A 14,394-nucleotide genomic window follows, 5' to 3' on the forward strand; every position below is an offset into this window, starting at 1 on the left:
GCTGGAAAAAAAATACTAAAATGGTTAGGGTACATTGTGCTCTTTTTGTTGTTGCTTAGTGTTTTATTATCAACTTCTTACGTGCAAACTAAGTTAGGGAGATATGCTACAAATAGAATTAACGACGATTTTGGAACCAACTTAACGATTGGAAAAATAAATTTATCTTTTTTAGGAAGTGTAGAGTTAAAAGATGTAAAAATTAAAGACCATCATAAAGACACTTTAATTTTTGTAAATAGTTTAAGTACTTCTATTTTAAATGCTAAAAAAGTACTAAACAGCGAAATTTTATTGGGCGATATTACTATAGAAGGTGCTCATTATCATATGAAAACTTATAAAGGAGAAAAAGATGATAATATGGCTGTTTTTATGGATAGCTTTAAAGCTAATAAGCCAAAAGACTCCCTTTCTCCGACATTTATATTAAAAGCGAAAAATGTATATGTAAGCAATTTAGATTTTAAATTGATGGATTTAAATAGTAAAGATTCCTTAACTTTTTCGGCATCTAAAACTGGAGGAAATTTACAAGATCTTTCTATTTATGGTGCTAATTTTTCTACAAACACAAGAGGTTTATATTTTGTAACCAATTTAGGAGTAGAAGTTACCAACTTAACTACTAATTATACATTTACAAAAACTGCAATGAAATTTGCAAATACTACTTTAAAAACTCAGGAATCGAATGTATATGGAGATATTCTTTTCAGTTATAAAAGGGAAGATTTAACAAGTTTTAAGGACAAAGTAAAAATAACAGCAGATTTTAAGAAAAGCGATTTAAAAGTATCCGATTTAAAGAAGTTTTACAATGAAGTAAGTGGAAACGATTTAATAACTTTTAAAACAAATATGGTTGGAACTTTAAATAATTTTGAATTGAAAAATTTAAAATTAGCCACCCAAAAAGGCATTCGAGTGTATGGAGATTTGTCTTTTGTAAACGCTGTAAATGTTGATAGAGGTTTTGTTTTCGAAGGAGATTTAAACAATTTAACAGGGACTTATAGAAACTTAAAAAATATAATGCCAAATGTTTTGGGTAAAAATATACCCACAGAATTCGATAAGTTTGGTCGATTTGTAGCCAAAGGAAAAGTAAAAGTAACACCTACTCAAATGACAGCTACTGTTACTATGAATTCACAAATTGGAGGTGTTGTAACAGATTTAGAAATAGATAACATAGATGCAATAGATACTGCAAGTTATGCTGGAAGTTTGCAATTATTAGGTTTCGATATGGGGAAATTTTTAAACGACCCACTTTTTGGAAAAGTTTCTTTAGAAGGAGATGTAAATGGAAATGGATTTAAATTATCGAATATCGATACTCGATTTATTGGTAAAATTTCTGAATTCAACTTTAAAGATTATACCTATAAAAATATTGTTGCCAATGGCCAATATCAAAATAATAAGTTCGATGGAGATTTGTTAATTAACGATGAGAATTTTAAGATGGATTTTAAAGGTTTGGCAGATTTATCTTCGGAAGTTCATAAGTTCGACTTTAAATCGGACATTTCCTATCTAAATTTAAAACAAACAAACCTTTTTACAAGAGACAGTATTTCTGTTGTAAAAGGAAACATAACTTTAGATGTCGAAGGTAACGATTTAGACGATATTGTTGGTAAAGCAACTTTTAGAAACGTATTGTACACCAACGAAAATAAAGAATATACATTTAAAGAATTCGATGTTACATCTTCTTTAAAAGACAGTATAAAAACAATAGAAGTAGTTTCCGAAGACATTGCAAGTGGTGCTATTTCTGGTAAGTTTTCTTTTGAAGAATTACCAAAAGTAGCGCAAAATGCTTTGGGAAGTATTTATACAAATTATAAACCATATTCTGTTGCTTCAAACCAATATTTAGATTTTAATTTTACGGTTTTTAATAAAATTGTAAATGTGTTTTTTCCTTCGATTTCTATTGATGATAATACCAAATTAAAAGGGAAAATAAATTCTGATAAAGATCTTTTTAAACTTACAGTTTCCTCTCCAAGAATAGATGCTTATGGGAACGAAATGAAAGAAATTTTACTGAGAACAGACAATCAAAACCCGCTTTATAATACACATTTAACGGCTGCAGAAGTAAACACACCATATTATAACGTTTCTAAATTAAATTTATTAAATAGAACCGAAAATGATACGTTGTATTTCAAATCAGTTTTTAAAGGAGGAAATAAGAAAAATGAAGATTTTAATCTCGATTTTTTCTACACATTTAATCCTGAAGGAAAATCTGTGGTAGGTTTTGAAAAATCTTCATTCATTTATAAAGAAAATACGTGGAATATTAATCCAGATCAACAAAATACAGATAAAATTACCTTCGATTTAAAAAAGAACGAGTTTAATTTTAGTCAATTTAAACTTGTTTCTGGAGAACAAAAAGTAGAGTTTACAGGTAGTTTAAAAGGGAATGACGAAAAAATATTATTGGCAGACTTTACAAAGGTAAATTTAGAAAGTTTTCTCCCTAAAATAGATAGTTTGGCTTTAAAAGGAATACTATCTGGAAATCTAGATTTTGTACAAAAAGAAGGAGATTATAGTCCTGAAGCAACTTTAATGGTTAAAGATTTTCAGGTAAATGATTTTAAACAAGGAAATTTATCTATCAATGTAAAAGGAGATAATTCGTATGAAAAGTACAATGTAAATTTATCCATAGAAAATAAAGATGTAAAAAGTATTGCCGCTACTGGTTCTTTAGATTTTTCATCAGAAAGGCCTATTATAGATTTAAATGTGTTTTTGGAAGAGTTTAAGCTAGAGGCATTTAGTCCATTGGGTCAAGATGTTTTATCCTCCTTAAGAGGAAGTGCTACTGGAGATTTTACCTTAAGAGGTTTTTTAAGCAACCCAGATATGGATGGAAGCTTAATTTTGAAAAACGCAGGTTTAAAATTTCCTTATTTAAATGTAGATTACGATTTCGAAGGAGAATCTGTAATTTCACTAATGCAACAATCATTTATTTTAGAAGATTTTAAATTATTAGATACCAAACATAAATCTAGAGGGGTATTTAAAGGAAGTATCTCTCACTTTAATTTTAAACAGTGGTTTTTAGATTTAAGAATAGAAAGTGATAATCTGTTAGTATTAGATACAAAAAATACAGAAGAAGCGTTGTATTATGGTAGTGCTTATATAGATGGTTCTGCAAGTATTACTGGTTTAACAGACAGACTTACGATAGATGTAAATGCAAAAACAAATCCAGGAACACTTTTTGTTGTTCCTTTAAAAGATGTAGAAACTGTAGATAGTTATAATTTAATTCACTTTAAAACAAAGGAAATTAAAGCAAAAGACCGTCAAAAAGAAATTGCTTTAGAAGCATTAAAAGGGTTAGAGTTAAACATCGATTTAGAGGTTACAAAAGATGCAGTTGCACAAATAGTTATAGACGAGGTATATGGAAGTCAATTAAAAGGGAGAGGTTCTGGAAATTTGCGTATCGAAATAGACACTAGAGGAAAGTTTAACATGTTTGGCGATTATTTAGTAAATAGCGGAGTTTACGATTTTAAGTACGGAGGTATTGTAAATAAACCATTTGCTATCCAAAGAGGTGGAACAGTTTCTTGGAATGGAAACCCTGCAGATGCAAATTTAGATGTTACAGCCATATACAAAGCAAAGGCAAACCCAGGAGTTTTATTAGAGAACTTTAATTCTAATAGAAATATCGAAGTAGATTTGGTAGCCAAAATTACAGGAGGTTTATTCAATTCTAAACAAGAATTGGGTATAGAACTTACTAACGTAGATCCAACAATTGCAAACGAACTAGAATTTATTTTAAATGATAATAACGTAAACGAGAAAACTACACAATTTATTTCGTTATTAGCATTTGGTAATTTTACCAACCCAGATAAAGTAAATTTCGACGCAAATGCAACAATTACCAATACAGCTTCAAGTGCGATTGCAGCAGCTTTTTCAAGTTTGTTAAATAGTCCCGATAGTAAATTTCAATTAGGGGTAGATTATCAACAAGGGCAGTCAGATAGTGATGTAGATCGTTTAAATATCGATAACCAAGTAGATTTGTCTGTAAGTACAAAAGTTAGCGATCGAGTTATTATTAATGGAAAAGTAGGAGTTCCAGTAGGAACAAAAACACAGTCGAGCGTTATTGGAGAAGTAAAGGTAGAAATCTTACTAAATGAAGAAGGAAACTTTAGAGGTGTAATTTTTAATCGTCAGAACGAAATTCAGTATACAATCGAAGACCAAGGTTATACACAAGGAGTTGGACTTTCTTATCAAGTTAATTTTAATACATTATCTGAATTGTTGCAGAAATTAAATTGGAAAAAGAAAAAAGTAAAACCAAAGAAGAAAGATCTAGTAAAAGATTCCCTAATAAAAGTTAACAAAGACTTAATAAATTTTGAAGGAAATTAACTTGTTTTTTCCTTAATTTTAAAATATGTTTTTTTTTGAGAAAATAACTATCTTATAATTTTATGAATTTTTTTTTTGATGAAAAATATGATGTAAAAAAACATACTGAAAACGTTTTAATTTTTATAGATGATATTCTAAAAAATAGAATATAAATAAAGGAAAAAGCCTAAAACGATTTCGTAGTTTTTTTATTTTAAATGCCCAAAAAGCAGTAATTTTACGATATATAATTATGAAGAAAATAAAAAAAATAGCAGTAATGACTTCTGGGGGAGATGCTCCTGGAATGAATGCAGCAATTAGGTCTGTGGTTAGAGCATGTGCTTATTACAGAGTTAGTTGTGTTGGTATATATAGAGGTTATGAAGGTCTTATTGAAGGCGATTTTATTGAGTTAACAGCAAGAAGCGTTAACAATATAATCAATAAAGGAGGAACTATTTTAAAATCTGCAAGATCAAAAGAATTTAGAACCAAAGAAGGTAGAGCCAAAGCTTACGAGCATTTGAAAGAAAATAACATTGAAGCAATGGTTGTTATTGGTGGAGATGGTTCTTTTACAGGAGCAGTAATTTTTAACGAAGAATACAAATTTCCGGTAATTGGAATTCCAGGAACTATCGATAATGATATTTTTGGAACTACCCATACTTTAGGGTATGATACAGCTTTAAATACAGCTGTAGAAGCAATCGATAAAATTAGAGATACTGCATCTTCTCACAACAGATTATTTTTTGTTGAAGTAATGGGTAGAGATGCTGGTTTTATTGCATTAAACGCAGGTGTTGGAGCAGGAGCAGAAGAAATTTTAATTCCTGAAGAAGACTTAGGTTTAGAAAGAATGTTAGAATCTCTTAAAAAGAGTAGAAGAACAGGAAAGTCTTCTAGTATTGTTGTTGTTGCAGAAGGAGATAAATCTGGTAAAAATGTTTACGAATTAGCACAATATGTAGAGGAAAACTTACCAGAATATGACGTAAGAGTTTCTGTATTAGGACACATGCAAAGAGGAGGTTCACCTTCTTGTTTCGATAGAGTTTTAGCAAGTAGATTAGGTGTAAAGTCTGTAGAATTATTATTAGACGGACAAACAAATTTAATGGTTGGTTTAAAAAACAACGAAGTAATAAGTACAAGTATTGCAGAAGCAATAAAAGGAGGTCATTCAATAAATCAGGAACTTTTAAGAGTTTCAGATATCATGACTACATAATATTAATAAGTAATTAAAGAGTAAAAAAATGATAAAAGTAGGAATTAACGGATTTGGTAGAATTGGAAGATTAGCATTTAGATCTACAGTTAACAGACCAGGTGTACAAGTAGTAGCAATTAATGATTTATTAGATGTAGATTATTTAGCATATATGTTAAAGTATGATTCAGTTCATGGTAAATTCGATGGAACTGTTGATGTAAAAGATGGTAAATTAGTTGTAAACGGAAACGAAATTAGAATTACTGCAGAAAGAGATCCTGCAAATTTAAAGTGGGATGAAGTAGATGCAGAATATGTAATCGAATCTACTGGTTTTTTCTTAACTGAAGAAACTGCTGGAAAGCATTTAGAAGCAGGAGCTAAAAAAGTTGTTTTATCTGCACCTTCTAAAGATCATACACCAATGTTTGTTATGGGTGTAAATAATACAGAATTAAAAGCAGATCAAAAGATTTTTTCTAATGCATCTTGTACTACAAACTGTTTATCTCCTATTGCAAAAGTATTAAATGACAATTGGGGAATATCTGAAGGTTTAATGACAACTGTACACGCAGCAACTGCAACTCAAAAAACTGTTGATGGTCCTTCTATGAAAGACTGGAGAGGTGGACGTTCTGCAATTGGTAACGTAATTCCTTCTTCTACTGGAGCAGCAAAAGCTGTTGGGAAAGTAATTCCTGCATTAAACGGAAAATTAACTGGTATGGCTTTTAGAATTCCTACTATGGATGTTTCTGTTGTAGATTTAACAGTAAAATTAGAAAAACCAGCTACTTATGCAGAAATTTGTGCTGCTATGAAAGCTGCTTCTGAAAGTGGACCAATGAAAGGTGTTTTAGGATACACTGAAGATTTAGTAGTTTCTCAAGACTTTGTTGGAGATACTCGTACTTCTATATTCGATGCAAACGCAGGAATTGCATTAAACGATAACTTTGTAAAAGTTGTTTCTTGGTATGATAACGAAATAGGTTATTCAACTAAAATCGTAGATTTAATTGAATACGCAGATACTTTATAGTATTTAAAATATAGTAAAAGTAAAAACCTGATAGATTTGTTTCTATCAGGTTTTTTTATTTTTGAATACTGAATACTGAATACTGAATACTGAATACTGAATACTGAATACTGAATACTATTTCACAGCTATCACACTAATTTCTACATTCACAAACTTAGGCAAGTTCGCAACTTCTACAGTTTCTCTTGCAGGCGCAGTTTCATTATCGAAATATTCTCCGTAAACTGTATTTATTTCAGCAAAATTATTCATATCAGAAATAAAAATAGAAGCTTTTATAACATTTTCGAAAGTCATTTTTGCAGCGGCTAAAACTTCTTTTAAGTTTTCCATTACTTGTTTTGTTTCTAAAGTAATACTGTCTAGAACCAATTCTCCCGAATTCGGATTTATAGCTATTTGTCCAGAAGTGTACAAAGTATTTCCAGTTAATACAGCTTGGTTATATGGTCCAATAGGAGCAGGTGCGTGTTTGGTTGTGATTATTGTTTTCATTGTTTATTAGTTTTTTATTTTTAAGTTTCAATATTAAGATTTCTCCATAAAGTCGAAATGACAATTGCGAACTTACTTTTCCTTCTTCCAGCTTCACGCTTCCATCTTTACAACTTCCAACTTCTTTCTAAAACAACCTTCTATCTGGTGGCTTATTTTTATCCCATTTTAAATCTGCTAAAACAGAAGATTTTACACCAATAAAAAACGTGTAAGAAGAGTTTGTTCCAAAAGGAACCCAGTTAAAATTGAACTGCCAGCTATCTAAATCTCTCGAAAAATTAAATCTCGAAAATGTAAATGCACCACCTTTAAAATCGTAACCAGAAGAATAACCAACTTTCCATTTTGGAGATAATTCTAAATTACCACTAAACATTAAACTTTGTACCCCAATTTCACCAGGATCGACACCATTATTTATATAGTTTGTGGAATATGCTAAATTAATAGACCAAGGAATATCTGAGTTGAATAATTTGGCAGTTTTATTTTTATCTTCTTTACTTGAATTAGCATTATTTCTTGGACCAAACCTATCTGTTGGATTTATATCTGCGCCAATAACATCTGGTGGATTGTTAGCAGAATTTGTATTACTGTTTTTATCTTCTTTATTACCCTTTTTAAAATCGGCACTAGAAATAGAGTAGTTTGCAGTTATACTTGCGTTTGTTAATCTTGGTAAACCTGCATTAAACTCATCTATTCTTATAATAGATCCATTCGATTCAACTGTTTTATATGGATCTAAAGAACCACTTAAATTAACGGCTAACTTATCTTTAAAGAAACGAGTTCCTGCAGAAAAGCTAATAGGAGACCATCGTAAACTATCTGCAGCAATGTTGTAGGAAGTATTAAAGTTTAAGTTGTTTAAAAGTGTTATTTTCTTATCTTCTTCATCACTATCTGGGTCATCTGAGGCGACTTTTGCCTCTAAAACATTATTTAAAGAAATTCCAATTGAATTACTTAATCCTGCAGATGGTGCTCTGTATAAACTATTATCAAAAATAGTATAATTTTCAAAATCTAAGGGGTCTGCACTTTTTCGGACTTGTTTTATGTACTGGCTTCCAAAATCTGGTCTATAAGAATAAGAGATAGAGGGTCTAAATGTGTGTCTAATCGTTTTTAATTTCCCTTTTTTAAAGTTGAAAGTACCATATATATTTGTAGATAAGCTAACCCCTAAATTATAGGTTCTAAAAGATTTAAATCCAATTAAAGAATCGGTTCTAATTTCGGCATTAATTGGATCATATTCTTTTTCTATATAATTAAAGTTCCAAGATTCTTCGTAATTGGCACTTGGCGAAATTGTAAAGTATTTAAAAGCTTTTAAATTGGTGTTTGTACCTGTTTTATGTTGCATTCCAGATCTTGCAGTTTCAAACATTTTTGCTGTTAAAAAATCGTCTTCATTTGTATTTATTAAATACTGTCCTTGCAAAGTATAGTTAAAACCCATTTTTTGAATTGGGTTTTTCTTAACACCTCCTTTACCTGCGAATGGATAAATACGATTCATATTTACTGTTAAAGAAGGCAAAGTCATTGTAATTTCGTTTGTATTCGTGTTTTGTTGATGTGTTGCTGTTACATTCATATTAAATGGTGTACCAACAAAAGTTTTACTATAATTTACAGAAGAATTAAAAGTGTTTGTTTGCGATTGAGAAATATTAACCTGATTTAAAGACTCTCTAAAAAAACGACTACTTCCTAAATTTACAGAAGCTGTAAACCTGGAGTTTGGACTCGCTTTAGAATCTTGATTATGTGACCAACGTAAATTAAAGTTATTAGATTTAGAAAAATCGTCGAAACCACGAATACCACTAATTATATTTTCGAAATTAAAACTAAAGGAACCATTAAAGCGATATCTTTTATTGTAGTTGGAATTTGCTCGAAAACCCCAAGTTCCATTAGAATAAACATCGCCAGTAATACCAAGGTCTATATAATCGCTAATTGCAAAATAATAACCACCATTTTGAAAACCAATTCCTCTAGAGGAGCTACCAGTATCGAATGCAGGAATTAAAAAACCAGAAACACTTGTTTCTGATAATGGAAAATAAGCAAAAGGTAAAATAATTGGAGTTGGTATATCTGCTAAAACTAAATTACTAGAACCTACAATAATCTTTTTCCCAGGTACTAATTTTGCTTTATTTGTTGCAATATAATAGTCTGGGTTTTCTTTTTCTGAAGTTGTAAAACGTATTTTTCGTACATAAATAGTAGAATCATTTACTCTTTTGGTTTTTTCGCCATAAGTAAACATTTCTCCTTGCTTTGTTTTTAAACCGTAAATTAAAGCTCTTTTAGATTTAAAATTATATACAATAGAATCTTGTTCGGTTTCTTCGCTTCCTTGTTTAAAAATAGGACGTTGTACATATCCTGTACTATCTTTTATTCCTTTAGCAAATAGTGTGTTTTTTTTATAATCTACAATTATAATTCCTGCTTTTAAGTCTATATCAGTATAAGTAATATTAGCTTCATTATACAAAGTAACCGTTTTGTTTTTTGCATCCTGTATTGTGTAGTCTGTAGCAACATGTGTAATAACATCCTCTATACTTTCCTTAGGTTTTATAGTGTCTAAAGAAATAGTATCCTTTTTTTTAAGTAAAAAAGTGTCTTTTTTAAGGGGTAGAATCGTATCTTTTTTGGGCGGAGATATTGTATCTCTTATGCCAAGAGGAACAACCGTTTTTTTAATTGGTTTTATATCTTGAGAAAACCCTAACTTTATAAAAAAGAAGCAGCAAAATAAAAGTATGTATGATAGGTTTGTTTGCAATGCTTTAAATACTATTTTTGTATGCGAGTAAAAATATGGCTCAATAATTGAAGTTCCAAATTAATAGACGCCAAAATTAGTTAAATTTTATTGATGCAATCCCAACAAAAACACAAAAATCTAAATAAAAAGAAAAATCTTTTTCTTTTATTCGTATTACTCTTTTTTTTAAGCGGTATAAATACACTTGTAGCACAAAAACAATATACTGTAGTTTTAGATGCTGGCCATGGAGGAAAAGATCCTGGTAACTTAGGAAATGGTTTTAAAGAAAAGAATATCGCATTAAAGGTAGCTCTATTGGTAGGTAAAAAATTAAAGAGTAAAAAAGATGTAAAAGTAATTTTTACTCGAAATAAAGATGTTTTTATAGATTTATGGAAAAGAGGAGACATTGCAAATAATTCTAAGGCAGATTTATTTGTCTCTATTCATTGCGATTCGCATACCTCAAATGCATATGGAGCAGGAACTTTTGTATTAGGGTTAAGAGGAAACAAAAAAAACCTAGAAATTGCTAAACGAGAAAATGCAGTAATTTTATTAGAAGATAATTTTAAAGATAAATATAAAGGTTTCGACCCAAATTCGGCAGAATCTGTAATTGGCTTGTCATTGCTTCAAGAAGAGAATTTAGATAAGAGTTTGGCTTTAGCAAGTATTATTCAGAATAATTTTTCTTTAAAATTAAAAAGAAACGATAGAAAAGTTAAACAAGATAATTTTCAGGTTTTAAGGGAGACGATTATGCCTAGTGTTTTAGTAGAATTAGGCTTTTTAACAAATAAAAAAGAAGGTAGGTATTTAAACTCAAAAAAAGGACAAACACAAATGGCAAATGCAATTGCAGATGCTATTTATAATTATGTAAATAACCTTAAATTAAATACTGTTATAGAAGAAGTTACAACAAACGAGTTTAAAAGCGAAATAGAATATAAGATACAAATAGCTTCAGGTAAAAATAAAATTGCAGAAAAATCTTATAATTTTAAAGGATTAAAAGATGTTAAAAGGGTTAAAATTGGTTCTTTTTATAAATATTATTATGGGAATACATATTCTTATAATATGGTAAAAGAGTCCTTAAAGAAAGCAAAATCAAAAGGATATAAAACCGCATTTATTATAGCTTTTAAAGATGGGAAAAAAATACCTCTTAAAGAAGCTGTAAAAATGAAGTAAGATTGAGTGTTACTCGCAAAAATTAAGTAATATTGTGTAAGAAATAGAAAGAATGACAAAAGAATTAAAAATAGGAATCGTAGCAGTTGTAATTATTGCATGTTCAATTTGGGGTTTTAATTTCCTTAAAGGACAAAATTTATTAGATTCTGGAACCCGAATTTTTAAAGTAGAGTATGGTAAAATTGGAGGGTTAACAAGATCTAGTGCTGTAACAATAAATGGATTAAAAGTAGGTAAAGTCGATAAAATTGAATTTGATACATCAGAAGAAAGAAGAGGGCATTTAATAGTTACTTTTATTGTAGAAAACGAATTTCAATTCTCTAAAAGTAGCGTTGTAAGAATTTACTCTCCAAATCCATTAAGTGGTTCTAATTTAGCTATTGTTCCAAATTACGAAGGAGAAATGGCAGTTTCTGGAGATTTATTAAAAGGAGAAATGGAAGAAAGTTTATTTACTTCGATTGGAGAACGATTAAATCCATTACAACAAAAAATTGAAAAAGTAATTGTTAGAGCGGATACTTTATTCAGCGGAATTAATAAAATTTTAAATGACGATACTGTAGAAGGTATTAATAGCTCAGTTTCCAATTTAGCAGCTACAATTAGTGATATAAGACAAACAGTAAAATCCGTAAATTCGATGGTTGTAGACAATCAAGAGAATTTAAAAGTAACACTATTAAATACAAAACAAATTACAGGAAATTTAAGTAGATTGTCAGATAGTTTAACTACTGTAAATATCAATCAAATAGTTCAAAAAGCAGAAAACGCTGTAGATAATTTTAACGAATTGTCTACAAAAATGAACTCAGGAGAGGGGTCAATTGCGAAGTTAATCAACGACAAAAAAATGTACGATAATCTAGAAGCTGCAACTAAGGAATTAGAAGAGCTGCTTAGAGATATCAAACTAAATCCAAAGAGATATGTTCATTTCTCTCTTTTCGGAAAAAGCCCAGGTCCTTACGAAGAAGTAGAAAAAGTGAAAGAATAATTTAATTAACCATATATATGCAATACCTACCAAACATACTTTTTGCCATTGCTTTAATTGCTGGTATCGGTTTTTTTGCGATGAATATTCGCAAACTAACTAGAAATATCAAACTCGGAAAAGATATCAACAGAACAGATAATAAATCTGAGCGTTGGAAAAATATGATTAAAATTGCTTTAGGGCAATCTAAAATGGTTCGAAGACCATTTTCCGGTTTCTTACATATTATTGTTTACGTTGGTTTTATCATCATAAATATAGAAGTTTTAGAAATTATTATTGATGGAATTTTTGGAACCCATAGAATCTTTCAAGGATTTCTAGGAGATTCTTTTTACGGTTTCTTAATTGGAACTTTCGAAGTTTTAGCAGCTTTGGTTTTTATCGCAGTTATATTATTTTGGACGCGTAGAAACGTAGCAAATATAAAGCGTTTTTTAAGCAGAGAAATGAAAGGGTGGCCAAAGAACGATGGGAATTTTATTTTGTATTTCGAAATGGTTTTAATGTCACTTTTTTTGGTAATGAATGCTACAGATCTAGCTTTTCAACAAGCAGGAGTTGGAAATCCAATAAGTCAATTTATTGCGCCTTTATTTGATGGTTTTTCTCCAGAGACACTACATACTATCGAAAGAACAGCTTGGTGGATTCATATTTTGGGGATTTTAGTTTTCTTAAACTATTTATATTATTCAAAACATTTACATATTCTATTAGCATTTCCAAATACATTTTTTGCGAATTTAAAGCCAAAAGGACAGTTTAATAATTTAGCATCTGTTACCAATGAAGTAAAATTAATGATGGACCCAGATGCAGACCCGTATGCAACTCCAGAAACTGGAGAAGAAGAGGTTGTTCCAGAAAAATTTGGAGCCTCTGAAGTTACCGACTTAAACTGGGTACAATTATTAAATGCTTATACGTGTACAGAATGTGGACGTTGTACATCTTCTTGTCCTGCAAATTTAACAGGTAAAAAATTATCTCCTCGTAAAATTATGATGGACACCAGAGATCGATTGGAAGAAGTTGGTAGAAATATTGATGCGAATGGGGGAACATTTAAAGATGATGGAAAGCAATTATTAAACGATTACATTTCACCAGAAGAACTATGGGCGTGTACAAGTTGTAATGCTTGTGTAGAAGAATGTCCTGTAAATATAGATCCACTTTCTATAATTATGGATATGAGAAGATATTTAGTTATGGAAGAAAGTGCAGCACCACAAGAATTAAATATGATGATGACCAACATCGAAAATAATGGTGCACCTTGGCAATACAATCAACAAGATAGGTTGAATTGGGCTAATGAAGAATAAACAATTTTCAATAAACAATTATCAATTACGTTTTAAAACAATTCATAATTCATAATTAAAAATTTGTAATTTATGATAGTACCAACAATGGCAGAAATGATGGCTCAGGGAAAACAACCAGAAGTATTGTTTTGGGTGGGAGCAGCAGGAAGTTATGATGATAGAGCTAAGAAAATATCAAGAGCATTCGTAAAAATATTACATGCAGCAAACGTAGATTTTGCAGTTTTAGGAACCGAAGAATCTTCTACTGGAGATGCAGCAAAAAGAGCAGGAAACGAGTTTTTGTTTCAAATGCAGGCAATGATGAATATTGAAGTTCTAAATGGTTACGAAGTAAAGAAAATTGTTACTTGCGACCCACATTCTTTCAATACTTTAAAAAATGAATACCCAGAATTAGGAGGTAAGTATCAAGTTTATCATCACACACAATTTATTCAAAATTTAATTTCTGAAGGACGTTTAAAAATAGACGAAACTACTTTACAAGGAAAAAGAGTTACTTTTCACGACCCATGTTATTTAGGAAGAGCAAACGAAGTTTACGAATCTCCACGTGATTTAATTCGCAGATTAGGTGTTAATTTAACCGAAATGAAACGTAACAAAAGTACAGCTTTGTGCTGTGGAGCTGGTGGAGCACAAATGTTTAAAGATGCAGAGGCAGGAGATAAAGAAGTAAATGTATTAAGAACAGAAGATGCTTTAGAAACGAAACCAGAAATTATCGCAACTGGTTGTCCTTATTGTAATACAATGATGACAGATGGAATAAAGTTTAAAGAAAAAGAAACAGAAGTTGTTGTAAAAGATATTGCAGAATTAATTGCAGAAGCTAATAATTTATAG

The 14,394-nt window shown here is 30.2% G+C and carries 9 protein-coding genes; 7 read left to right on the forward strand and 2 right to left on the reverse strand.

The window, feature by feature from the left end:
* The first annotated feature begins 81 nt into the window (after positions 1–81).
* The 3 genes from H9I45_RS15595 to gap all read left to right on the forward strand — a co-directional run bounded on the left by H9I45_RS15595 (position 82) and on the right by gap (position 6,698).
* Positions 82–4,449, forward strand: coding sequence for a translocation/assembly module TamB domain-containing protein (locus tag H9I45_RS15595; protein WP_228454939.1), 4,368 nt, complete (start codon positions 82–84; stop codon positions 4,447–4,449).
* Between the two features lie 232 nt (positions 4,450–4,681).
* The gene (pfkA, locus tag H9I45_RS15600; protein ID WP_217896859.1) at positions 4,682–5,668 is read left to right on the forward strand and encodes a 6-phosphofructokinase; all 987 of its coding nucleotides are present in this window, start codon (positions 4,682–4,684) and stop codon (positions 5,666–5,668) included.
* Between the two features lie 28 nt (positions 5,669–5,696).
* Positions 5,697–6,698 (forward strand): type I glyceraldehyde-3-phosphate dehydrogenase, encoded by a 1,002-nt coding sequence (gene gap, locus H9I45_RS15605; protein WP_088354200.1) that lies wholly within the window; start codon positions 5,697–5,699, stop codon positions 6,696–6,698.
* 117 nt (positions 6,699–6,815) lie between these two features.
* On the opposite strand, the gene H9I45_RS15610 is transcribed toward gap, so the two are convergent.
* The gene (locus H9I45_RS15610; RefSeq protein WP_088354199.1) at positions 6,816–7,196 is read right to left on the reverse strand and encodes a Rid family detoxifying hydrolase; all 381 of its coding nucleotides are present in this window, start codon (positions 7,194–7,196) and stop codon (positions 6,816–6,818) included.
* 127 nt (positions 7,197–7,323) lie between these two features.
* Positions 7,324–10,017 (reverse strand): putative LPS assembly protein LptD, encoded by a 2,694-nt coding sequence (locus tag H9I45_RS15615; protein ID WP_176397559.1) that lies wholly within the window; start codon positions 10,015–10,017, stop codon positions 7,324–7,326.
* Between the two features lie 93 nt (positions 10,018–10,110).
* On the opposite strand from H9I45_RS15615, the gene H9I45_RS15620 reads away from it, so the two are divergent.
* From H9I45_RS15620 to H9I45_RS15635, 4 genes are all read left to right on the forward strand, one after another.
* Complete coding sequence (locus H9I45_RS15620; RefSeq protein ID WP_088354198.1) at positions 10,111–11,202, forward strand: N-acetylmuramoyl-L-alanine amidase family protein; 1,092 nt, start codon at positions 10,111–10,113, stop codon at positions 11,200–11,202.
* 52 nt (positions 11,203–11,254) lie between these two features.
* Entirely contained in the window at positions 11,255–12,208 is a 954-nt protein-coding gene (locus tag H9I45_RS15625; protein WP_088354197.1) for an MlaD family protein, read from the forward strand.
* Positions 12,209–12,225: 17 nt separating this feature from the next.
* On the forward strand, positions 12,226–13,542 hold the full coding sequence (locus H9I45_RS15630) for a 4Fe-4S dicluster domain-containing protein (RefSeq protein ID WP_088354196.1): 1,317 nt from the start codon (positions 12,226–12,228) through the stop codon (positions 13,540–13,542).
* A 72-nt stretch (positions 13,543–13,614) separates the two neighbouring features.
* Positions 13,615–14,394 carry a (Fe-S)-binding protein gene (locus tag H9I45_RS15635; protein ID WP_088354195.1) on the forward strand — a complete coding sequence of 260 codons (780 nt, stop codon included), beginning with the start codon at positions 13,615–13,617 and terminating at the stop codon, positions 14,392–14,394.

This window comes from Polaribacter haliotis (genome assembly GCF_014784055.1).
In the GTDB taxonomy this organism is placed as follows: Bacteria; Bacteroidota; Bacteroidia; order Flavobacteriales; family Flavobacteriaceae; genus Polaribacter; species Polaribacter haliotis.

What these genes read in the sequence shown, in the direction of transcription:
- gap (WP_088354200.1), top strand. Translation starts at nt 5,697, where the DNA reads ATGATAAAAGTAGGAATTAACGGATTTGGTAGAATTGGAAGATTAGCA.
- H9I45_RS15610 (WP_088354199.1), bottom strand. Translation starts at nt 7,196, where the DNA reads ATGAAAACAATAATCACAACCAAACACGCACCTGCTCCTATTGGACCA.
- H9I45_RS15620 (WP_088354198.1), top strand. Translation starts at nt 10,111, where the DNA reads ATGCAATCCCAACAAAAACACAAAAATCTAAATAAAAAGAAAAATCTT.
- H9I45_RS15625 (WP_088354197.1), top strand. Translation starts at nt 11,255, where the DNA reads ATGACAAAAGAATTAAAAATAGGAATCGTAGCAGTTGTAATTATTGCA.
- H9I45_RS15630 (WP_088354196.1), top strand. Translation starts at nt 12,226, where the DNA reads ATGCAATACCTACCAAACATACTTTTTGCCATTGCTTTAATTGCTGGT.
- H9I45_RS15635 (WP_088354195.1), top strand. Translation starts at nt 13,615, where the DNA reads ATGATAGTACCAACAATGGCAGAAATGATGGCTCAGGGAAAACAACCA.